The 21827-nt window shown below is 69.7% G+C and carries 15 protein-coding genes; 3 read left to right on the top strand and 12 right to left on the bottom strand.

Annotation, left to right across the window (positions count from 1 at the left end; translation table 11 throughout):
* Complete coding sequence (locus G4D85_RS21670; RefSeq protein ID WP_164014904.1) at positions 1-414, bottom strand: thiol-disulfide oxidoreductase DCC family protein; 414 nt, start codon at positions 412-414, stop codon at positions 1-3.
* A gap of 48 nt (positions 415-462) precedes the next feature.
* Positions 463-2274 carry a CotH kinase family protein gene (locus G4D85_RS21675; RefSeq protein WP_164014906.1) on the bottom strand — a complete coding sequence of 604 codons (1812 nt, stop codon included), beginning with the start codon at positions 2272-2274 and terminating at the stop codon, positions 463-465.
* Positions 2275-2611: 337 nt separating this feature from the next.
* Here G4D85_RS21675 and G4D85_RS21680 point away from each other — a divergent pair, with 337 nt between their 5' ends.
* Positions 2612-3082 (top strand): hypothetical protein, encoded by a 471-nt coding sequence (locus G4D85_RS21680; protein ID WP_164014908.1) that lies wholly within the window; start codon positions 2612-2614, stop codon positions 3080-3082.
* A 70-nt stretch (positions 3083-3152) separates the two neighbouring features.
* Here G4D85_RS21680 and G4D85_RS21685 read toward each other — a convergent pair whose 3' ends face one another.
* On the bottom strand, positions 3153-6677 hold the full coding sequence (locus tag G4D85_RS21685; RefSeq protein ID WP_164014910.1) for a PD40 domain-containing protein: 3525 nt from the start codon (positions 6675-6677) through the stop codon (positions 3153-3155).
* A 197-nt stretch (positions 6678-6874) separates the two neighbouring features.
* Here G4D85_RS21685 and G4D85_RS21690 point away from each other — a divergent pair, with 197 nt between their 5' ends.
* Positions 6875-8320 (top strand): LVIVD repeat-containing protein, encoded by a 1446-nt coding sequence (locus tag G4D85_RS21690; protein ID WP_240359425.1) that lies wholly within the window; start codon positions 6875-6877, stop codon positions 8318-8320.
* Positions 8321-8328: 8 nt separating this feature from the next.
* Entirely contained in the window at positions 8329-9423 is a 1095-nt protein-coding gene (locus G4D85_RS21695; protein ID WP_164014915.1) for an EAL domain-containing protein, read from the top strand.
* Here the strand turns inward: G4D85_RS21695 and G4D85_RS21700 are convergent.
* The 9 genes from G4D85_RS21700 to G4D85_RS21740 form a co-directional block, all read right to left on the bottom strand.
* On the bottom strand, positions 9413-11701 hold the full coding sequence (locus G4D85_RS21700) for a hypothetical protein (protein ID WP_164014917.1): 2289 nt from the start codon (positions 11699-11701) through the stop codon (positions 9413-9415). The genes G4D85_RS21695 and G4D85_RS21700 overlap by 11 nt on opposite strands.
* A gap of 590 nt (positions 11702-12291) precedes the next feature.
* Complete coding sequence (locus G4D85_RS21705; RefSeq protein WP_164014919.1) at positions 12292-13617, bottom strand: flavin monoamine oxidase family protein; 1326 nt, start codon at positions 13615-13617, stop codon at positions 12292-12294.
* Between the two features lie 174 nt (positions 13618-13791).
* Positions 13792-15426: a hypothetical protein gene (locus G4D85_RS21710; RefSeq protein ID WP_205525643.1), complete on the bottom strand. Its 1635-nt coding sequence runs from the start codon at positions 15424-15426 to the stop codon at positions 13792-13794.
* Entirely contained in the window at positions 15423-16205 is a 783-nt protein-coding gene (locus G4D85_RS21715) for an outer membrane lipoprotein-sorting protein (RefSeq protein WP_164014923.1), read from the bottom strand. Before G4D85_RS21715 ends, G4D85_RS21710 begins: the two co-directional genes overlap by 4 nt.
* A gap of 7 nt (positions 16206-16212) precedes the next feature.
* The gene (locus G4D85_RS21720; RefSeq protein ID WP_164014925.1) at positions 16213-17514 is read right to left on the bottom strand and encodes an ABC transporter permease; all 1302 of its coding nucleotides are present in this window, start codon (positions 17512-17514) and stop codon (positions 16213-16215) included.
* A gap of 4 nt (positions 17515-17518) precedes the next feature.
* Positions 17519-19630: an ABC transporter permease gene (locus G4D85_RS21725; RefSeq protein WP_164014927.1), complete on the bottom strand. Its 2112-nt coding sequence runs from the start codon at positions 19628-19630 to the stop codon at positions 17519-17521.
* 1 nt (position 19631) lies between these two features.
* Positions 19632-20372, bottom strand: a complete 741-nt coding sequence (locus G4D85_RS21730) for an ABC transporter ATP-binding protein (RefSeq protein ID WP_164014929.1) — start codon at positions 20370-20372, stop codon at positions 19632-19634.
* Positions 20369-20866 (bottom strand): GbsR/MarR family transcriptional regulator, encoded by a 498-nt coding sequence (locus tag G4D85_RS21735; protein ID WP_164014931.1) that lies wholly within the window; start codon positions 20864-20866, stop codon positions 20369-20371. The genes G4D85_RS21730 and G4D85_RS21735 overlap by 4 nt, the downstream gene beginning before the upstream one ends.
* A 284-nt stretch (positions 20867-21150) precedes the next feature.
* Positions 21151-21795, bottom strand: a complete 645-nt coding sequence (locus G4D85_RS21740) for a S1 domain-containing protein (protein WP_205525644.1) — start codon at positions 21793-21795, stop codon at positions 21151-21153.
* Positions 21796-21827 lie beyond the last annotated feature (32 nt).

Here is a 21827-nt window from a genome sequence, read left to right on the forward strand (position 1 = left end):
TCAGAGAAATCGCGCGTGCAACTCTGGCGTGGGCATGCGGCACGCCTCCGCCTTGCCGAACCAGCGGTAGCGGTTGCGCGCGATGAAGCGGTAGACGACGTCGCGGATGGGCGTGGGCACCACGACGAAGGCGTAGAACAGCTTCCACGCGCCGGGCAGCTTCCGTGCGATGCGCAGGGCCGCGCTGGAGCGCATATAGACGCGTCCATTCTCCACGAGGATGAAGCTCTGGGGCTCGGCCTCGGGCACGCGGCCCAGGGGCGCGAGCAGCGCCGCGGCCTGGGCGGACTGGAGCGCCGCGAAGCGGATTTGCGCCGACGGGTCCCGGTCGATGATGAAATTCACAGCGCCATTGCAGAGATTGCAGACGCCGTCGAACAGCACCACCGCCGAGTCCTGCTTCGTCTCGCCCATCCCGAGCCTCCCCCCGCTAGATAACCTGCCGCCGGCCTCGCCGCATGTCTACTTCACCTCCCAGCCCTTCGTCCCGCGCTCGTAGCGCTTGCCCGACGGCAGCTCCCCGTAGAAGAGGAGGTCCTTCACCCCCACCACGGACGTGCCGTTGAACAGGCCAAGCTCGCCGTTGGCGGGCAGGTGGATTCCCAGCTCCGCGATATCGAGGCGCACGCGCTCGCCCGGGGCCACCGTCACGTCGGGCAGCACCGCGCCCGTGGGGTTGCTCACCTGCGTGGGCGCGTGGTCGCTCTGCGCCAGGCTCACCCGCAGGTTGGTGGTCAGCACCATGCCCTTCAGCGACAGCGTCGCCGACGTCCGGTTGCCCACCTCCACCCAGCCCTCGCGCGGGTCGAACGCCTCGAACACCAGCGTGGGCTTCTGCTTCGAGTACCGCTCCAGCTCCCCGAGGATGAAGGCGCGGCGCTCCTTGACGTACCGCTTCAGGTAGTCGCGGCCCGCCGCGAAGCGCTCGTAGCTCATGTACGGGTCCGCGGCCATGTGCGGGTCGATGAGCTTGTGCAGCGAGTCGATGTACGGGCCCATCACCGCGGTGGAGAACAGCTCGTCCATCGCCTTGTCCAGCCGCGCCTCCAGCCGCTCCCGCAGCACGGGGTGCAGCACCACGCGCGTGCCCAGGTTGGAGAACACCGGCAGGTAGCCCGGGTAGGACGCCGTCTCGTTCTTTCGCTGCAGGTACATCTTCTCCACGGACGCGTCGGTAATCGTGAAGTTGAACAGCGGGTGGCGCATGTTGGCGCTGTACGTCCGCATGTCCTCCACGGAGATGGGGTACCACCAGCGCGCGTCCACGTTGTTGAGGTCCCAGGGCACGTAGGACCACTTCGCCGTCGCGCGGTCGTAGATGAAGTAGCTCTCCGAGTCCTCCACGTAGTTGTTGGACATCAGCACGTCCAGCACCATGGAGCGCAGGTAGTGCTCCAGCTGGAAGCTCATCTCCAGCGCGGCCACCAGCTGCGGCTCCGGCGTGTGGTTGATGACGCCCATCATCGTCCAGAGCTTGTCGTCCGGCTGCGACTCGTTCGTCTTCTTCAGCCACTTGCCCTGGTAGGGCACCTTCCACGTCTTGAACTCGCAGTCCTTCCAGCCGCACCGGTAGATGTCGGCGTCGTCGTCCGCGAAGTCGTGCGCCTTGAGGAAGGCCTTGTTCACCTGCTCGATTTCCAGGAACACGCCCTCGTATGCGCCATTGAGCTTCAGCCGCACGAACTTCGCCTTCGACGCGGGCACGCGCATGGCCTCCAGCAGGTCATACGAAATCTTCTCCGCCAGCAGGGTGGCGTCCGCGTACTCGGCCACGAGGTTGAGCGAGGTGCGCCCCTCGAAGCGCACCTTGTCCTCGAAATTCACATTCCAGCTCTTCTTCTCGAAGTAGCGCGCGGAGGCCCCGCGCAGCCGCACCTTTATCTTGTACGTCGTCCCATTCGCCTTGAAGACGGCGTCCTGCTCCGGCGTCCACACGTCGGCCTCGAACTTCCGCATCGCCTCCTCGGGGATGATGAGCTCGTACTCCGGCACGGAGGTCTGCACCGGCGGCAGCTTGAAGGGCCGCTCCACCTCGGGCACCGGAGGAGGAGGAGGCGGCGGCGGTGGCTCGGGCTGAGGGTCCGGGTCCGGCTGGGGCTGAGGGTCCGGGTCCGGCTCGGGGACGGGCGGTGGACGCTCCTCCTCGGGTGGCGTCACCTGCGGAGACTCGCCCACGGGAGGCGGAGGTTGCTCGACGTTCGGAGTGTCCGTCCCGGCCCCACAGGCCCACAGGCCCAGCAACGGAAGGCAGATCAGCAGTCGTGCGTGATTCATCCCGGCCCCGGTGAGCAAGGGACATGCCCTCCGTCCAGGGGAGCGCACTGGCGGAGAGTGGACGCTTCGGGGCCTGGGAAGGTGTCTCCGCGTTCCACCCTGGGGAAAGGAATTGCCCACGGTGGGGCTGGCTGCTCGCCCCTCCCCCGGGGGCAGGGCCCGGGGAGGCCGCGCCTGCCGGGCGTGAGGGGAGGGGGATGCCGGGCGGCCTGTCCTCCCTGGTGGGGCAGGCGGGCGGGCGGCGGGGGCCAGACGGCATCCGGGCGCGTGGTGCACGGCCCGTCACGGCGGTCCTAGCTTCACGGGAAGCGCGCGCCGCGTCACGGGAGACAGCCGCATGGAGACCTGGAACCAGACATCGTCGGATGCCGTTCGCAGCCACACGCCCTTGGTGGTGAACCGGCGCATCGACGAGCACGTGGAGGCGTGCGTGCGGCACATGGCGCAGCATGCGGACCGCGCGGAGATGAGCCGCTACCTCGACCGCCTGGAGAAGGAGTGGGACATCAGCCGGGCCCTCTCCGTGGGGGCCGCCGCCGCGGTGGCGCTCGGCCTGCTGCTCGGCCGCAAGGATGGTGGCTCCTGGCGCGTGCTGAGCGCGGTGGCCGCCGGCACGCTGTTCCAGCACGGGCTGTTCGGCTTCGGGCCCATGTCCGGGGTGCTGCGCCTCATGGGCGTGCGCACGCGCCGGGAAATCGACCTGGAGAAGTTCGCCATCAAGGCGCTGCGCGGCGACTTCGAGCGCATCCCCAACGACGGGGGGCCGCTGGCCAAGGCCAACGCCGCCCTCGTCGCCGCGCAGTCCTGAAGCCCCGCCTGGCGGGGGGACTTGAACACGATGCCGGAGGCGGGCCGAGCGGCCCGCCCCCGGTGCGGCCTCAGTGACGGGGGCCGGTGTAGCCGCCGCCGAGCGCCGGCATCAGCGCCGGGGACGTGGACTTGGGCGGGCCGTTGTTCGTCGCCCCGGTATTGCCCTGGTCGAAGAAGCCGTTGAGGCCGGCGATGCCCAGCGAGAAGTTCGTCACCCAGCCCGGGTCCGGCTTGCCGGCCGCCGCGCCGATGTCGATGGGCCTCGCGAAGTGCAGCCGCATCAGCAGGGGCCCCAGCGACAGGTTGAAGCCGACGGCGGCGTTCAGCACGCGGTGGTCCCAGAAGTCATCCATGTTCTCGCCCACGCCACCGGCGTCCAGGCCCGCCACCGCCTCCAGGTCGCTCAGGAAGGCCACCCGGACGATGTCGTTGAGCGGCAGCTGCAGCTCCAGCGTGGAGTAGACGAAGTGGCGGCCCAGCAGCCACCGCTCGTCGCCGAAGTTCACCCCGCGCAGCGTGTCGAACGACGACAGGAAGTAGGAGCGCGCGTACCGGCCTCCCAGCGTGGTGCCCGCGCCGCCGCGCAAGAAGAGGTGGGTGCGGCCGTAGATGGGGAAGTAGCGCTCGGCGTCCAGGCGGATGTTGCTGTACGCCTCGTTGTTGAAGGGCTGCACGCCCACCGTCGTCTCCAGCAACGCCGAGCTGCCCGCCAGCGGGCCGGTGGCGTAGTGGTACTTCAGCGTGTCGTAGCCAATCTGGCCGCTCACCTCCGTCTGGAAGCGGATGCTCTCGTTGGCCGCCTTCCAGGCCGACAGCAGCTCCTGGTTGGCCTCGTTGCGCTCCGCGAAGAACAGGTAGAACTCGGTCGGGTCGTCGAGGAAGTACTTCGTCCCGCCCAGGCTCAGGTCGCCCTGGAGGTAGAAGAAGGTGCTCAGCGGGTAGCGGAGGCTGCCGAGCACGCCGAAGTACCGCTCACCCGACGTGAAGAACACGGGCGAGTTATCGAAGGTCTGGTCCACCCGGAAGCGCAGCGACTGGAAGACGCCGGTTCCCCACGTCGTCCGGCTCTGGTCGTTGATGTAGAGCAGGTAGCCGTCCGTCAGGTCGAAGCTGCCGTACACCGACAGGGTGAGCAGGAACTGGTGGTCCTTCATGCGGTCACTCGCCGCCGCGAAGAGCTGGCCCACGAAGCCGCCGCCGCCCGCGCCCGCGAAGCCGAAGATGGGGCCGAACTCCAGGTTCTTCCGCGTGAAGGGCTCGTAGTGCTGCGCATCTGTCAGCGGGCGCACCGCCAGCGGCTTCGGCGGCTCCGGCGCGCCCTCGGCGGGCACATCCAGCGCCAGCATGCGCGGCGGCCGCAGCACCGCGGGCCTGCGCTCGCCGGACACGTGGAACAGCATCCACAGGCCGCCGTCCGGCCCGGGACCCGGCTCGAAGACGCCCGTCGTCAGGTCCGTGCGCCGGACGATGCGGCCGTCCGGCATCAGCTCGTGCAGGTCAGAGCTGCTGTTGTTGAAGGCCGTGAAGAACAGCCGGCCGTCCGCCAGCGCCGTGGGGTCCGCATGGTCCCGGTTCTCGTGGGTGATGCGCTCCACCTGGCGGGGGGCGTCCGTCCTCACCCGGAAGAGGTTGAACTTGCGGTGGGATGTGGCGTCGGACGTGAAGACGACGCCCGCCGGGCCCCACGTCACCTGCCGCTCGGAGAACACGTCGTCGGTGAGCTGGAGCGGCTTCGCCTCCGGGCCCGCCTGCAAATCAATCGCATACACGTCGCGCAGGCCCGCGTCGTTGATGCCGATGAAGGCCACCCACCGCCCGTCCGGCGAGAAGGCCGGCGAGTACGCCGCCAGCAGCCCGTGCTTGTCGATGCGGTACGCCACGCGGTTGCCCACTCCCAGCTTCACCGTGGTGCCCACCTCCCGGTCGATGCCGGTGCGGATGGCGGTGCGGCGCACCAGCACGTCCTGCGCGCGCTTCTCCACCACGTGCGCGTAGTCCTGGACGTAGATGACGTCGCGGCCGGTGATTTCCGCCACGAAGGCCAGCTTGTTCTGCGTCAGCGCGAAGCTGCGCCCGGAGATGGGGTGCAGCGACTCCACGCCCGGCGCGCCGTCGCCCGTGACTTTTACTGTCCGGTCGGGAGCGCGCGGGTCCATCAGGTACAGCCGGCTCTCGCCCGTCTCCGGGACAATGGTGCGCAGCGCCAGCACGTGCCCGTCCGGCGAGCTCGTCATCGAGGTGATGTAGCCGGGCCCCTTGTCCAGCATGTCCATGACGGGCGCGGACTGCTCCGAGCTCAGGTACGTCTTGAACGCGCGGCGCTTCAGCCAGTTCTCGAACCGCGCCGCCAGCCGCTTCGGGTCATCCCCGGTGAGCCGCTCCAGCAGCTCCTCGAACTTGAGCGCCGGCGAGTCGCGCGAGCCACCCACCAGCCGCGGCGACTCCTCCAGCACGCGCTGGATGATGCCCTTGCCATACTCCTCCTCGAGGAAGGCCACGCGGACCTGGCCCACCTTGTAGATCCACAGGTAGCCGTAGGGCCCGGGGGAGAAGAAGTCGAGGAAGGCGTAGCCCTTGTACAGGTCCGGATTCACCAGCAAGTCCCGCACCAGCATCTCCGCCTCGGGGTCCATGCCCCGCTTGGCGTAGAACTCGGCCAGACCTTCGATGAACCACAGCGGAATCCCGCCCAGCGGGTCGCCGAACACCTTCGCCTGCTCGGCCACGGTGCGCACCTTCTGGATGGTGAACTGGTGCGCCAGCTCGTGGGTGCTGATCTCCTCGAACAGCTTGTGGTCGCCGAGGTACGGCAGCGTCAGCTTCAGGTCCTCGCCAGTGCTGGTAAGGCCCAGCGTGCCCTCGGACACCTGGAAGAGGTTGGTCTGCAGGAACTCCTGGTAGCTGCTGTAGAGGATGTAAGGGAAGGTCTGCGTGGGGACGTACTGGAAGGTGTCCACGAGGTAGCGGTAGGCCTCTTCGATGAGGGGGGCGGCGCGCTCGGCCACCGCGCGCTCGCGCTCATAGAAGTAGAAGCGCACGCCGCCCGACTTGTCCCCCAGCGTCTTGGCGTAGGTGTAGTTGAAGCCGCCGTCGGGGCTGCCCAGGCCCAGTGACGCCAGCCCGCCACCGTCCGCCGTGCCGCCGTCGCCCGCACCCGCGGCGCTGAGCAGCGTGCCGCCGTCCGCGCCCTGGATGCCCGCCGTGACGGTGCCGCCATCCGCCGCGTCCGTCAGCAGCGGAGGGGCGGAGGGGGGCAGGCCGCCGGTGGCCTCCGGCTCGGGCGTCGGCTGGGCGGACTCCGGGGGTGGGCCGCCAGGCGGGTTGAGCGGATCGCCCGTCTGGGGGGACGTGGTGGGAGCGTCCGGGTTGGCGCCTCCCTGGGCGCCCGGCGGCTGGTCATGTGCCGTGTGCTCCGGGGGCGGGGCCAGGCCGGTGGCACCGGGGCCCACGAGGATGTCCACGTGCCGCCACTCGAATTCGTAGCTGTTCACCGGGGATTTCCCGGGTCGCCGGGGCACGACGTAGAACTGGGCGAGTGCCAGCCCGGGTAGGAGCAGTGCCAGGAGGGCAGCTGCGAGGGGACGGGGGTTCACAGGGGGTCACCTCTTCGAATGGGGAACGGGCGACAGGGCAGCGTCCTGGAAGGTTCCCTCCCAGGGGCTTGTGTATACAAGCGGTTGGATTATTTCTTTCCGTTTACTTGCCGGGCGATGGGTGACCCGCCCGGAGCGGCTTGCGGGGCAACAGGGGCTTTCGTCTGGTGCTGGCGCCCGATGATATGGATGGGGGCATGAGACGCCTTCTTGCACTTTCCTCCACCCTGTTCCTCGCCCTGGGCTGCGGCAAGGACGATGCGACTGATGCCCGAGCCGACTGTCAGCTTGCAGCCATCGATTTGTCGGCCTGTCAGCGTTCCAGCCTCGCCCAGCTTCAGGCTGATGGAATCTGGAACCTCAACGTCGAGCTGAACGACGGCTCCGGCGCCGCCAGCACCATGCGGCTGACGGGGCTCGCCAGCGGCGCGACGCTGCTCGGCCTCAACGTCACGGAGCGGCAGGTCTCCGAAGACACCTTCTTCATCGCCAGCGACGTGGTGGACACGGCGGGAGACCCGGTGCGCTACGTCGTCGCGGGCTGCTCGGCGACGGGGCCGGGCCAGCTGGCCGGCATCTTCCGTCGTTGCCAGGACGGTCGTGCTGACCTGCAGGGCACCTTCGAGGGAGTGCGCCTCGCGCGCCGCGCGGGTGAGGAGGAGTCCTCCAAGGTGGAGCGCGTCGGCGAAGTCGGCCTGCCGCGCGGCTCCGCCACGGAGCTGGCGGTGGCCCACGGCCACGCCTACGTCACCGCCGGCAAGGAAGGCCTGTTCATCTTCGACGTGAGCAACCCCGCGCAGCCGACCCGGGCGGCGGAGTCCAAGCCCGCCGACGACGTCTACAGCGACGTGCTGGTGCATGGGCGGACGCTGTACCTGGCCACGAAGAACAGCGGCATCGGGGTGTTCGACCTGACGGACCCGAAGGCGCCCACCCGCGTCCGCTCGGTGCCGGAGACCGCGGTGGAGGTGGGTTCGCTGGCCATCGACGGGAACACCCTCTTCGCGACGTCGCCGTACCCCAACGCCGAGGTGCTCGTCTTCGACATCGCCACGCCCTCCGCGCCGAAGCTCCTCACGCGCTACTACGTCGAGGGCAGCGAGCCGGCGACGGGCGAGCGCCCGCTGGACGTCACCGCCGCGGACGGCAAGCTGTACGTGAGCCACTGGACGTACGGGATGACGGTGTCGGACGTCACGACGCCGGCCAAGCCGAAGCTGCTGGGGCGCTTCGCGGGCGCCACCTCGCGCACCACGGCGGTGGGCACGTTCGGCAGCCGCACGGTGGCCTTCGACGCGGGCGAGGACTGGGGCGCGCACCTGAGCGTGCTGAACGTGACGGTGCCGGCGCTGCCGGAGCAGATAGGGTCATTCCGCTTGCGCAACGAGGTCTCCATCCGCTCGGTGACGCTGTCCGGCACGAAGCTGTACGTGGCCTACTACCAGGACGGCCTGCGCGTGCTGGACGTCTCGGTGCCCGGCGAGCCCCGGCAGGTGGGCTACTACAACACCTGGCGTGAGGCGGACGTCGGCCGTGGCGTCACCTTCTTCGACGGGCTCAACACCCTGCGCGTGCCGGGCGACGGCTACATCTACGCGACGGAGACGGCGCGCGGGCTGATGATCTTCCGCGAGACGGAGTAGACGCCACGATGAGCGACACCCCGACGCGGCTGTGCGGCCGGTGCCAGGAGCTGCCGGCGAAGCTGGAAGGCACGGGGCGGCTGTTCCTGTGGTGCCCGCTGGGCCACAGCTTCGGCAAGCTGGTGGCCTTCCTGCGGGAGACGGGGCGCGAGTATCAGGTGCGCCCCGAGGCACAGTGCGTCGTGGTGTGCGTGGCGGACGGCGACCTGGGGACGCTGGCGGTGAGCACGGTGGGCGCGCTGACGCAGGAGGAGACGCGGGGCACGCGCGCGCTCTTCCTGGCGGGCGACGGGGAGCCGGGGCTGGCGGACTACCCTCGGGTGGGCTCGCTCCAGCAGTTCGCCACCATGGCGCAGGCGGGGTGGCTGCTGGACATGCTGTCAGAGCAGCGGCTCACCTCGCACTTCCAGCCCATCGTCCATGCGCAGGACACGCGGCGCATCTTCGCCCACGAGGCGCTGCTGCGCGGCCGCGAGCGGGACGGCGCGCTGGTGTCACCGGGGCGGATGTTCCAGACGGCGCGTGACGCGGACCTGCTGTTCCAGCTGGACCTGGCGGCGCGCACCACGGCCATCCGCGAGGCGGTGCGGCACCAGCTGCGCACCCACCTGTTCATCAACTTCACGCCCGCGGCCATCTACGACCCGGCGTACTGCCTGCGCTCCACGGTGTCGGCCATCTCCGAGGCGGGCATTCCCCCGTCGAGCGTCATCTTCGAAATCATCGAGTCGGACCGGGCGGCGGACGCGTACCACCTGAAGGGCATCATCAACTTCTACCGGCAGGCGGGCTTCCGGGTGGCGCTGGACGATTTGGGGGCGGGGTACTCGTCGCTGAACCTCATCCACCAGCTGCGGCCGGACATCATCAAGCTGGACATGGAGCTGGTGCGGGACGTCCACGTGGACCCGTACAAGGGGGCCATCGTGCGGAAGCTGCTGGAAATCGCGCGGCAGCTGGGCATCCAGACGGTGGCGGAGGGCATCGAAACGCCCGAGGAGCTGCGCTGGGTGCGCGCGCACGGGGTGGACTTCGTGCAGGGCTACCTCATCTCGCGTCCGCAGGCCGCGCCGGCGGAGGCGACCCCGTTCTTCACGGGTTGAGGAGGAGGTTGCCGGTGCTCTGGCGTCCCAGGCTGGCGGAGCGGGCGAAGCTCAGCTCGAAGCCGGCTTCCTCGAGTGCGGCGCGGGCGCCGGAGACGTCCCGGTTGGCGACGGCGTTCTGGGCATAGTTGATGAAGGCGCGGGCGCGCTCCACGTGGACGACGACGTTGCCCTGGCCGTCCTGGGAGGCGCTGGCGCCCACGTCGGCGAAGGCGGTGTCCGCCTGGGTGAGGGCGTTGCTCACGTCGAGCTCGCCGATTTCGAGGGCCTGGTCGGCGGCGAGCAGCCACTGCCCCGCGGTCTGGATTTGAGCGAGGCGGCGCTGGCGGGCCTGCTCGACTTCGGCGGCACGGTCGCCGACTCCGTCGATGTGCTGCTCCACGGTGGCGGTGCTCTCGGCGAGCTCCTCGTCGCGGGCCTTCAGCTCGGATTCGAGCTGCTGCATGCGATTCTGGAGTTGGATGAGTTGTTGCTGTGTGGGGGCGGGCTGGGCAGTCGGCTGCGGGGCGCCCGTGCCGCCCGTGCCCGTCGCTCCTACGCCGCTCGTATCTGCTGAGCGCGTGCCATCGGTGCCTGCGCCGCCCGTACCTGCCGCGCTTGTGTCACCGATGCCCACGCTGCCAGTGCCTGCCACGCTTGTGCCACCGATGCCCACGCTGCCCGTGTCTGCCGCACTCGTGTCATCGACGCCGATGCTGCCCGTACCTGCCGCGCTCGTGTCACCGATGCCCGTGCTGCCCGTACCTGCCGCACTCGTGTCATCGACGCCCGTGCCTGCCGCACTCGTGTCATCGACGCCGATGCTGCCTGTGCCAGTCGTGCCCGCGCCTGTCGAGGTGTCGGGCGTCGTGCCGGTCGCGCCCGCGCCACCCGTGGCATCTCCGCTGCCCGTCCCTCCTTCGTCTCCGGTGACATCACCCGCGTCCGTCGCGGCGCCAGTTGCCCCCGCTCCGCCCGTACCTGTCGCAGGGGTCGCCCCAGCGCCACCCGTGGCCGCGCCGGTGTCATCAGGAGAGGGCAGCGAACCCGGCCCGATGGTCCCCGGCGCCGCCCCCGTCGTTCCCGTGCCGTCCGTCGGGGCTCCAGGCGAAGCGCTCGTAGCTCCGGCTCCCGGCGGAGGTACCGACTCCGGCTCCGCCGTATCGCCGGGCGTTACGTCCGCGCCGGTTCCTGGCGCCGTGCCCGCACCGCCCGTTGCGTCCTGCTCGTCTGGAACGAACGTTCCTTCCGTGCCCGGCGGCTGCCCAGGGGGCACACCCGAGCCCGTCGTATCCTGGCCGGCGGTGCCCGCGCCGCCCGTCGCGTCCTGTCCGTCTGGAACGAACGTTCCTTCCGTGCCCGGCGGCTGCCCAGGGGGCATACCCGAGCCCGTCGTATCCTGGCTGGTGGTGCCCGCCGCTCCCGAGCCACCGGTCGAGTCTTGTCCCGAGGCACCCTCCGCCCCTGCTCCACCGGTCGCGTCTTGTCCCGAGGCACCTTCCGCCCCTGCTCCACCGGTCGAGTCTTGTCCCGAGGCACCCTCCGCCCCTGCTCCACCGGTCGAGTCTTGTCCCGAGGCACCCTCCGCCCCTGCTCCACCGGTCGCGTCTTGTCCCGAGGCGCCGGCCGCCCCCGCGCCACCAGTTACATCCTGCCCCGAGGCGCCGGCCGCCCCCGCGCCACCAGCTACATCCTGCCCCGAGGCTCCAGCCGCCCCAGCGCCACCAGTCGCGCCCTGCCCCGTAGCTCCGGCCTGCGTGCCCTGGGGCTGCGTCGTCACGCCTGTCTCGGCGGAGCCTGGCTGTGTCCCATCCGGTCCGGTGGACTCAGTGCGGGTGGGGCCGCTCGTCACGCCGGGCGGAGGGTTCTGGTAGTTCTCTCCCGAGGTGGTCTCGGGCGCTGCGGTGTCCGCGGCGTCCGTGCCTGACGGAGACGTGGGGCTGCCGCTGCCGCCGATGGCCGCCTCGTCCTCCGCCGTGGCATTCCATGGAGAGGGGATGGGCTGATAGACCTGCGCCGCCTCCTCGTTGGCGACTTGTCCCGCCGCCGTGGGCACTGAGCCATCGGGAAGGGTCGGCGTCAGCACGAAGCTCGCCGCTCCCTCATCGAGCGGTTGCTGGATGACGTAGCCCGCGGGGGGCCTCGCGCCCTCGGCCTCTTCGGCGGCGCGCTCATAGGCGTCTTTCAGCGCCTCCGCCGCGGGGTCCTGGATGGAGGGGTCTAGCGGCGGAGTCACCAGTGGCTCGTCCGGCGTCTGACCGAGGCTCAATCCAGCAGCGAGGGCAATCCACAGGTGCATAGCTGAACGATGTCCACCAGTGGATGTTCAGACACGGTTCCTGGAGAAGGTCCGCCCGCCGGCTCGCTCGGGCAGCGGCCTCCAGGGCGTCCTGTTCAGGAATGTCGGGACATTGGCGCGGCACAAAACCCCCGACATTTCCGAACAGCGCGCTACCGGACCGGTGCCAGCCCCGGCCAATGGGAAGCGATGGCCCCTCCGGGGCGCAGTCACGAAGGAAGCCATCGCATTGGGGCAGAAGGTCCGTCGAATGGCAGGCTCCAGTGCTGGACAAGACGCCCTGGGAGAGTCGCCATCCCGGGTGCCGGGTGCCGGGTGCCGGGTGCCGGGTGCCGGGTGCCGGGTGCCGGGTGCCGGGTGCCGGGTGCCGGGTGCCGGGTGCCGGGTGCCGGGTGCCGGGTGCGGCGACGAGACGCTCCGACTGGCCGCGGGGCAGCGGGGCTCCTGGTCGCGGAGGTGGGCACACCAGTCGCGCCGCGAGGGCCGCGCGGTCATCCACGAACCAGAGGTGGTGGTGGCCGAGGTTCGACTCGTAGACGAAGCATTCAGCCTGCGCCGGCAGCAGGAATGCCCGCCCCTCGGCATCGGGCTCAGCCGCGTTGCTTCACCTGCGCCAGCACCTCGCGAGCCGCACGCTCGCCGGTGGCGATGGCGCCGTGCACGGTGCCCTCCTCGCCCTCCGTGTTCGTGGCCTCGCCCGCGAAGAACAGGGTGCCCTCCACGGGCGTGGCCAGTGCCTCGACGGCGTCCACCGCGCCCGAGGGGATGACGGCATAGCCGCCTCGGGTGAAGGGCTCGCGTTGCCAGTCCTGCACGTGCCACGACTCGAGCAAGGCATGCAGCGCCCGCCGGGACAGCCGGAAGATGCTCGCGAGCGATTCCACGGCGCGCATCAGCACCTCCTCCTCGCCTGGCCCGGACAGCGCCTCCGCGGCCGGGCCGCCGGCCCAGCCCACGAGGTGCCGGGACTCGCGAGGCGACAGTGTCCACCACGTGGGCACGGGCAGCGACGGCCCATGGAAGAAGCCAAACCGCCGGGTGTCGTCGCGCTCGCTCCAGAACGCGGTGCGGAAGCGCAGCAGCACCTTCACCAGCGCCCCCATCTCCAGCCGTCCCCAGGCGCGCTCCTTCTCCGGGAGCCGAGGAAGGAAGCGCACCGCCCCGGGCTCCGGCACCCGCGCCCGCAGCACGCCGAGTGGCAGCGTCACCACCGCCCGCTTCGCCCGCACCTGTCCCAGCGGCACTCCCTGGCGGGCCCGGATGCGCACGCGCACCTCGCCGGCTGCCCAGCGCACCTCCTCGGCCACGGCGTTGAAGAACACCGTCCCTGGACGCTCCAGCAGCGGCCGGGCCAGGGCATGCAGCATGCGGTCATACCCTTCCAGGACTCGAGATGGCGTGGTGCCTCCCAGCTCCTCCGCGGCGGTCTCCATCCGAGCGATGGCCAGCGCGCTCGCGGTGTCCGGATTGGCCGCGTAGAAGCCCTCCACATACGCCCGCGCCATGGCCACCTGGAGCGGAGACCATCGCTCGGCCCGAGCCCGCTCCTGGAGCACCTCGGCGACAGGCCGGTCCGGAGGCTTCGCGGAGGCGAGGGCCTCCATGAAGCGGAAGGCTTCCGCGCCGTCTCCGAACCGCCCCTTCCACGACAGCGCATGCGTGTCGTTGCAGGGCCGGACGGTGAGGCGCGCGCGCCGGGCAAGCTTTCGCAAGGACTCGGGTTCCCCGTGGACGAACTCCGCCCCCAGCTCGAGCGGCACGTCGGTGACCGGGTCGTGAAGGGTGGCCACCCGCCCGCCCAGGCGCGAGCGGGCCTCCAGCACGGTGACGCGCAGGCCCGCGCGGGACAGGGACGCCGCGGCGGCGAGTCCGGCGGCGCCCGCGCCCAGGATGACGACATCCGAGATGAGGTCCATGCCGCCACACCTCTATCCACGCGTCTCGCGAGGCACAGCCCCGGAATCGGCCGCCGTCGCGCGCGAGACACTCCCGTGCGCCAGCCGGGTGCGGCACCGCACTTCCGGGAAAAGCGAAGGGCCGCGCCTCCAACGAAGGAGACGCGGCCCTCACGGGCGGAAGGTCCGCGCGTGTCAGAGGTTGATGCGCAGGCCGGCCCCCACCTCGAAGGTGGGCGCGGCCAGGGTGAAGCCCTGGATTGGCACGTCGTTGACGACGACGTCCGGCACGGTGAAGCCGAGCCGGAACTCACCGCCCTTGCGGCCGTAGTGCACGGCGCCGAAGGCTTCCACCGTGAGGTAGGTGAGCACCCGGTGCGTCACGTTGAGCTGGCTCTGGAAGGAGCGGTCGGAGAGGTTGCCCAGCGTGAAGAGGTTGAAGGACGTGCGCTCCAGCGGGCCGGGCCGGTCCAGGAAGACGTAGGCCGCGCCGTAGTGCCGGCCCACGTAGAGGGGCTGGAAGGCGTTCTGGTTGAACAGGTACGGGTAGCCGATGGCGCTGGTGTAGCCCGTCGAGTTGTAGAAGTACTCGAGGCCCACGACGGCCAGGTCGTTCTCGCCATAGCCGAAGGTGTAGTTGGCGCCGCCCGTCACCTGCGGCGTGAGGCCCTCGGGGATGTACGACTCCACCTGGACGCCGTTCTGGAAGATGTCCTCCAGCGTGGCGCCCTCGGGCAGGCGGTACAGGGGGCGGTCGGTGCCCTTCTTCAGGGCCAGCTCGCCATAGACGTCGATGGGGCCCAGGGCCGAGGACAGGTCCAGCCCGAAGCGGGGCTTGCGGCCTCGCTGGGCCACGGCGCTGGCGCCCACTTCCGCGGGTCCCAGCACCACCTCGGCGCGCAGCGCGGCACCAATGCGGCTGATGCGGTTGACCGGCTCACGGCCTCCGGGCTGCGCCGTCGTGCCCCCGCTCGGGTCGGTGACGGCGCCCGCGTCGGTGCCCAGGTCGTCCATCACCGCGATGCCGTAGAAGTTCCACCCCCGCGCTTCCCAGGGCACGTGGAGCTTCACCATGGACACGCCGGTGCGCAGGTCCACGAAGGCCAGCGGATCCCTCCGCTGGGGGGACAGGAAGTCGGTGGGGTTCCAGATGCGCCCCGTGCCCCACTTCACGTGCTGCTTGCCCACGGTGAAGAACACCGTGCGCTCCAGGTCGAAGCGCAGCCACGCCTGGTCCAGCAGGACGCGCGGGTTGGCGGGCGCGTCCTCGCCGGTGCCGGTGGCGAGGGTGGGGTCATAGCTCAGCCGCCCCACCACGAAGCCGCGCAGCCGGTCCGTGGGCCGCGCGTCGAAGTAGCCGTCCACCAGTGTGGGCGCGGAGAACCGCGTGTTGCCGAAGGACACGCCCTCGTTCGCCGCCACGTTGCCGCGCAGGTAGAACTGGCCGCCAATCTTCAGCGGGTCGTCCACCGCCTCCTCGGAGTCGAAGGCGCTGCGAGTCGCCGGGCCACCCAGGGCCTCCGAGTCCCGGTCGCCGCCCGGCTCCGAGGGCCCCGTGGAAGACGGCTGCTCCGCGGCGCTGGCGGGAGCCTCCGCCGCGGTGTCCCCCCCGAAGAGGGAATCCTCGCTGGGACGGTCCGCCGGAGCCGCCTGCTCGGAGGCGGCGGGCGGGGCAGGGGCCTCGGCGGGCTTCTCGGGCTCGCCGCCGCCGAAGAGGGCATTCTCGTCGGGCCGGTCGCCCTCGCCCTGGTCCGGAGACTGGGCGAGGGCGGGGCCGCCCACGAGGGCCACGGACAGCGCCGCGGCCAGGGTGAGGGTGCGCGGGCTCATCGGCTCTTGCTCTCGAGCCACGCCTTGGTGAAGAGGTTGGCTTCCAGTGAGCGCAGGTCGATGGACTTGATGAGGATGGTGGTGGAGTTGGCCTTCTCCACCTCGTCGTAGATGCGAATCTCCTCGGGGAACCAGACGTCGGCGCCCTTGGACTCGCTGAACAGCTTCTTCCAGCGCGGGTAGAGCAGCGTGCGCATCTTCCGCCCGGACAGCGCGTACTCCTCCCGCTTGAGGATGTTCGTCGAGTCCTTGTCCACCCACAGCTTGATGACGGGGTAGGCCACGTCCACGCCCTGCTTGGCCTTGAGCGTCAGTAGATTTGCGGCGTACTTGCCCAGCTTCGCCTCGCCCTCGAAGGTGGGGTCATACTCCTCGGCCAGGCGGGACTGGTCGAAGTCGGCGCGGCGGCTGTCGGTGCCGGCGATGCGCTCGCGCTCCGTGCGCCGCTCCCACTTGCCCACGTTGGGGTCATAGCTCCAGAGGTTCTTGTCCAGCCGCAGGTAGCCCTTGCCGGCCTCCGCCTTGGGGCGGCTGAACAGAATCATCAGCTTGTCGTCCGCGTCCCGCCGGTAGATGAACGCCTCGCGCACGGTGTCCGTCTTGTCCTTCTCCTTCTGCTCCATGTAGGCGAGCGCCTTGTAGTCACCACCATTGCGCTGCCGGTCGTCGATGGTCGACAGCAGCTTCACCATGGCGGCCGGCTCCATCGCCAGCGCCGCCTGGGCGGACAGCAGGGCCGCGGCGAGCACCGCGGCGGACAGCACGTTCTTGAGGCTCATGGAGGACTCACCCGATGTGGTGCATCGCCGTCACCGGCTTGAGCCGCGCGGCGAGGAAGGAAGGAATCAGCGAAATCGCCGTGGTGCAGGCGGTGATGAACAGCATGGCGCCCACCACGGAGTTGGGGTGGACCGCGAGGTTCAGCTTCTCCGACATGATGAACACCGCCACCACCTCGGGGACGGACACGCCCGCGGCGTTGACGGCCAGGCACACCCCCAGCCCCACCAGGGCGCCCGTCAGCGTGCCCAGGAAGCCCAGGGTGAGGGCCTCGAAGACGAACATCGCCAGTACGCGCGTGCGCTGCATGCCAATGGCGCGCAGCGTGCCAATCTCCCGGGTGCGCTCCCGGATGGCAATCCACAGCGTGTTCATGATGCCCACGCAGATGATGATGAGCAGGACGAAGATGAGGATGCCCGTGAGCCCCTTGAGGGCGGTGAGCGTCCAGTTGATGAACGAGATTTCGTCCTCCCAGTTGGTGAGGTCCAGCTTCTGGCCCGTCCACGCCTCGCGGTTGACCACCTCGAACTTGAAGAAGAAGGCGCGCGGGTCGTTGTCCATCACCTCGTGGCCCGCCTCCGTCAGTGTCTTGCGCAGCCGCGCCTGCACCTCGGGCACCTGCTTCACGTCCTTGAGGTACAGGTAGATGGCGCCGGTGGTGTCCTCCCGGAGCTGGTAGAGCGAGCGCAGCGTCCCCGCCGGTACGTAGACGTTGAAGTCGCTCATCAGCCCGATGTTCGCGGCGATGGCCACCACCCGCAGGTCCACCGTGTTGCTGGTGCCGCGCATGGTGGGCGCGGCCATCGTCACCGTGTCGCCCACCTTGACCTCCAGCCGCTTCGCCTGCTTCTCGAAGAGCAGCACGGTGTTGGGCTCGGCCAGCCCGTCCAGGGTGCCCTCGCGCACCTGGATGACCTGGCGGAAGCCCGGCTCGGACGCCACGTCGATGCCGCCCACGCCCAGCTGCATGGAGCCGGCCTCGCTCACCACCTTGGCGTAGCCGCGCCCGCGGTGGACGATGAAGTCCAGCTCCGGCACGTCCTTGCGGACCTGCTCGAGGATTTTCGGGTAGCCCGTGACGATGGGCGCGGCCTGCCCGGCCGACACCTTGTAGAAGCCGCCCACGTTGACGTGGCCGGTGGACAGCGTGGTGGCGGACCGCAGCATCGTCTCCTCCATCCCGGTGGACAGTCCCATCAGGATGACGAGCAGCGCGGTGACGCCGGCAATGGCCCCGCCCAGCAGCAGCGTGCGGCGGCGGTGGGTGCCCAGGTTGCGGAAGGCGATGAGGAAGAGCTGGAGCATGTCTTTACTCGTCCGTCTGCATCGCCTGGAGGGGCGAGACCCGGGTCGCGAGGAACGCGGGATAGAGGGTGGAGATGGCGGACACCACGAGCACGATGACGAAGGCCGCCACCAGGTTGCCAAGGCTCAGCGTGGGGTACAGCCGGGGACCGGAGAAGAAGAAGTAGAGCGCCTCGTTGTTGGCGGGGATGCCGGCGTTGCCCAGCGCGGCCATGATGCCGCTGCCAATCAGCGAGCCGCCCGCGCCGAAGACGAGTCCCAGCAGCACCGTCTCCACCAGCACCATGCCCAGCACGAAGGAGCGCTGCGCTCCAATCGCCCGCATGGTGCCCACCTCGCGCACGCGCTGCAGCGTGGCCATCATCATCGCGTTGTTGATGATGACCAGCGCCACCACGAAGATGATGAAGACGGCGAAGTAGAGCACCAGCTTCGCCATCAGCACGAACTGGCCGATGATGCCCGCCGCCTGCTGCCAGGACACCACCCGCAGCTTCAGCCCCGCGTCCGTGGCCGACTGCTTCAGCTCCGCCATCGTCTGCTGGAGCTGCTCCGGGTCCTTGAGAATCACCGCCGCGCTGAGCGCCACGCCCTTCTCGATTTCCTCCTGCGAGTAGACGCGCGCCGCCAGGTCGTCCCGGCGCAGCGAGCCCAGGGTGCCGTCGAACGCGTCGCTCTCGTCGATGAGGCCCGGCGTGGCGTTGGCCACCAGCGTGTTGCCGCTGTCCTCGCCGAAGAGGGCGTCCTCGGCATTGGCCCGGTCCACCACCTTCACGGCGCTCGCCTTCTGCATCTCGGCGATCTCCTCCTTCCGGTCCGCGGTGAGGTAGCCGTACAAGTCACGGAAGGACATCAGGTCCATCAGGTTGATGGCCCCGGCCATCGCCGACTTCTCCAGGCCCTTGAACTGGTAGGTGCCATAGATTTTCACGTTGACGCTCTGCACGTAGCCGGTGCGCGTGAAGGCGGTGATGGTGAGGCTGTCACCCAGCCGGATGCGGTACAGCTCCAGCAGGGGCGCCAGCTCCGAGTAGAACTGCGCGTAGCGGGCGTCGAAGTTGGCGTCGTCGGTGGCGAAGAACTCCGACAGCAGCTTCTCCAGCTTCGGCTCCTGGCTGCCCAGCAGCTTCTGCAGCCGCTCGGTGGCCAGGCGCGTCTTGATGGGGTCCAGCTGGAAGAGGATTTCCCGCGTCTGCGTCTGGTTCTCCTTCACCCAGCGCTGCAGCTGCGGGTCCGTGGCGATGAGCTTCTGGTTGAGGTCCCTCGCCTGCTTGATGTTGTCCAGCCGCAGCGCCGTCTTCAGCTTGAGGAAGTTCTCGTAGAAGAACTTGGACAGCAGCATTCCGCGCTTGCCCTGGGGAACGGCCTGGCCGTCCACCAGCTCCATGCGGTCGAAGGTGCGCTGGAAGGCGTCCAGGTCCGTGCCCGCGTAGCGCATGTCGAGCAGGTCTCCGTCCGGAATCTGCGGGGCGATGCGGTTCTCCAGGAACTCCAGCGAGCCGAACGGGTCCTGGTCGAAGGCGTCCCAGAACGCGTCCGTGCGCGCCCGGGCGAGCGCCTCCACCTCGGCCGGGTCCTGGGCCGCGTCGCTCAGGAGCGCCCGCGCCTTGGCGTTCTGCTCCTCGATGAGCGACACCATCTGCCGCACGTGCGCCTTGACGCTGTCGATGCTCTCGCGCAGGGCCGGCGTCTCGCCGCCCTCCGCGCGCTTCTTGTACAAGTCACGCATGCGGGCGAGCGTCAGGTCCACCGTGTTGCCCGAGGAGATGAGCGCGCCGCTGGTGCCCATGGGCACCACCGTCTTCACGTTGGGGTGCTTCTCCAGCACCGGTTTGATTCGGCTGAAGTCGTCGAGCGCCGCCAGGTCCGGCTCGCCGGCCATGCCGCCGTAGAGGGCCAGCTCGTCCTTGGACTCGTCCGAGTACACCTGGAGGTGCCCCGCCACGCTGCCGATGATGCTGCGGCTCATGGCGCTGTCCATGCTGTCCAGCAGCGCGCCGCCCACCACCACGAGCAGCGTGCCCAGGAAGATGATGCCGCCGATGAGCAGGTTGATCTTGCTGGTGAACAGGTTGCGGAACGCCACCTGCAACAGCAGCCGGAAATGCCCTCCCATGTCAGTGACTCCCCGCGGCCATGGCCCGCTGCGCCTCGGTGGCGCTGAGGCGGTCCAAAATCTTCCCGTCCGCCAGGCGCCACACGGCGTTGGCGTGGTTCATCACCTTGGCGTCGTGGGTGGAGAAGATGAAGGTGGTGCCCTCCTTCTGGTTGAGCTCCTTCATCAGGTCGATGATGTGCTGGCCCGTCACCGAGTCGAGGTTGGCGGTGGGCTCGTCCGCCAGCACCAGCTGGGGCCGGGTGACGAGCGCGCGCGCCACCGCCACGCGCTGGCGCTGGCCGCCGGACAGCTCGTTGGGCCGGTGCTTCGCGTGGCTCGCCAGCCCCACCTGCTCCAGCAGCTGCATGACGCGCTCGCGGCGCTGGGCCTTGTCCAGCTTGCGCTGGAGCAGCAGCGGGAACTCCACGTTCTGGAAGACGCTGAGCACCGACACCAGGTTGAAGCTCTGGAAGATGAAGCCGATGGTGTGCAGGCGCAGGTCGGTGAGCTGCCGCTCGCTGAGCTGCTTGGTGTCCTGGCCGGCCACGCTCACCACGCCGGTGGTGGCGGTGTCCACGCAGCCGATGAGGTTGAGCAGCGTCGTCTTGCCGCTGCCGGACGGGCCGGCGATGGAGATGAACTCTCCCGGGTGCACCTGGAGGTCCACGCCGCGGAGCGCGGGCACGACGACCTTGCCCAGGGTGTAGTCCTTGGTCACGTTCGTGATGGAGACGATGGGGGACTTCGCTGCGGCGTTCATGCGGTGCGTCCTTTCGGAGCCTTGGAAGTGCGGCCGGGGCGGGTGGCGCGGGAGGCGCGCCAACGCTCGGCGATGCCGGCCATCTCGGCCAGATAGAAATCACAGAACTCGGCGGCCTCGCGCAGGTGCGGCTTGGCGGCGAGGTGCGGCGTGGCCAGGGCACTCTGGCACACCCGGACGAAGGCCTTCATCGCATCCTCCGCGGTGTGCAGCCGGCTCTCCCAGCCCTCGGAGCTGATGACGTAGTAGTGCTGCCGGTCGCCCGGCACGCTGGCCGGCTCCACCAGCCCCATGGCCATGCAGGCGCGGATGTTGGTGGACACGGAGGCGGCGCTCACCTTGAGCAGCTCGGCGATGCGCTTGAGCGACAGCGGCTCCTCGGCGAGCATCAGCAGCGCGTGGATGCGCCCGCCGATGCGCGTGCCCCCCTGCCGTTCGAAGTGCAGCCCCATCGCCTCGATGAAGCGGTGCTCGGCGGCGCCCAGCTCCGTCATGCCCGGTCTCCGTGCCCCCCCGCCCGGGCCTCGCGCTGCTCGCGCGGGCGGGGCCCTGGAAGGCACGCCGGCATGTAGTGGATTCAGTTCATTCAGTCAAGACTGAACGGACTGAAGCAGCTGAACACAGTGGCGCCGGAAGTGTGTCACGGAGGGGCGTCGCCCTGGCCCGGAAACGGAAAGGGCCCGCGGCCATTTTGGCCGTGGGCCCTTTCGCTTCCCCGCGTGGGGGAGGGTGGTCTGTCACGGGCGTGTGTCCGTGCTCCTTCCGGTGTGGGTTGGCCTCAGCGCGTGTCGCTGTCGGCGCCCGTGTCGGGGTTCATGGTGTCGTCACCGGAGCCGCCCATGCCGGGGTCGGTGGCCGGAGGCGCCTCCATGCCCTTGTCCTCCTCGAGCCCGGTGCCCTGGTTGATGGACGAGTCGGGCGCCATCATGTCCTCGGAGCCCGAGCCGCCGGTGCCGGACATGGAGATGCTCTTGGCGATGTTGTCCGTCTCCTTCACCTCGTAGCTGGCGCGGATCTCCTGGCCCACCTGCAGGTCCTTGGAGCGCTTGAGGTTCGGGTCGCTGAACTGGGTGCTCTTGTCCACCTTCAGCGGCACCACCGCGCCCTGCATGTCCACCCAGACCATCTTCGAGTCGGCCTTGACGACCTTGCCCGTCAGCTCCTTCTGGCCCATGGCGGCGCCCGAGCCTCCCATGGCCGGGTCCTGCTGCACGGCGCCCGAGCCGCCCATGGCCGGGTCCTGGGTGGCGGTGTCGTGCTGCATGCTGCTGTCCTGCGGCAGGCTCTCGCTACCTGCGGCGCCGGCGCCTCCCTGCGCGGAGGACGGGTCCTGCTGTGGCGGCTTGTTCTTGTCGTCGTTCGCGAGGGCGGCGCCCGAGCCGAGCAGTGCGATGGTCGCGAAAACCCCAACCAGCTTCTTCATGGAGCTTCTCCTGTGTGAGTGCGGCGGAGGGC

The organism is Pyxidicoccus trucidator (assembly GCF_010894435.1).
GTDB classification, from domain to species: domain Bacteria; phylum Myxococcota; class Myxococcia; order Myxococcales; family Myxococcaceae; genus Myxococcus; species Myxococcus trucidator.

Excerpts from the sequence above, each read along its gene's own strand:
- G4D85_RS21670 (WP_164014904.1), bottom strand. The coding sequence starts at position 414 with ATGGGCGAGACGAAGCAGGACTCGGCGGTGGTGCTGTTCGACGGCGTC.
- G4D85_RS21675 (WP_164014906.1), bottom strand. The coding sequence starts at position 2,274 with ATGAATCACGCACGACTGCTGATCTGCCTTCCGTTGCTGGGCCTGTGG.
- G4D85_RS21680 (WP_164014908.1), top strand. The coding sequence starts at position 2,612 with ATGGAGACCTGGAACCAGACATCGTCGGATGCCGTTCGCAGCCACACG.
- G4D85_RS21690 (WP_240359425.1), top strand. The coding sequence starts at position 6,875 with ATGAGACGCCTTCTTGCACTTTCCTCCACCCTGTTCCTCGCCCTGGGC.
- G4D85_RS21695 (WP_164014915.1), top strand. The coding sequence starts at position 8,329 with ATGAGCGACACCCCGACGCGGCTGTGCGGCCGGTGCCAGGAGCTGCCG.
- G4D85_RS21700 (WP_164014917.1), bottom strand. The coding sequence starts at position 11,701 with ATGCACCTGTGGATTGCCCTCGCTGCTGGATTGAGCCTCGGTCAGACG.
- G4D85_RS21705 (WP_164014919.1), bottom strand. The coding sequence starts at position 13,617 with ATGGACCTCATCTCGGATGTCGTCATCCTGGGCGCGGGCGCCGCCGGA.
- G4D85_RS21710 (WP_205525643.1), bottom strand. The coding sequence starts at position 15,426 with ATGAGCCCGCGCACCCTCACCCTGGCCGCGGCGCTGTCCGTGGCCCTC.
- G4D85_RS21715 (WP_164014923.1), bottom strand. The coding sequence starts at position 16,205 with ATGAGCCTCAAGAACGTGCTGTCCGCCGCGGTGCTCGCCGCGGCCCTG.
- G4D85_RS21720 (WP_164014925.1), bottom strand. The coding sequence starts at position 17,514 with ATGCTCCAGCTCTTCCTCATCGCCTTCCGCAACCTGGGCACCCACCGC.
- G4D85_RS21725 (WP_164014927.1), bottom strand. The coding sequence starts at position 19,630 with ATGGGAGGGCATTTCCGGCTGCTGTTGCAGGTGGCGTTCCGCAACCTG.
- G4D85_RS21730 (WP_164014929.1), bottom strand. The coding sequence starts at position 20,372 with ATGAACGCCGCAGCGAAGTCCCCCATCGTCTCCATCACGAACGTGACC.
- G4D85_RS21735 (WP_164014931.1), bottom strand. The coding sequence starts at position 20,866 with ATGACGGAGCTGGGCGCCGCCGAGCACCGCTTCATCGAGGCGATGGGG.
- G4D85_RS21740 (WP_205525644.1), bottom strand. The coding sequence starts at position 21,795 with ATGAAGAAGCTGGTTGGGGTTTTCGCGACCATCGCACTGCTCGGCTCG.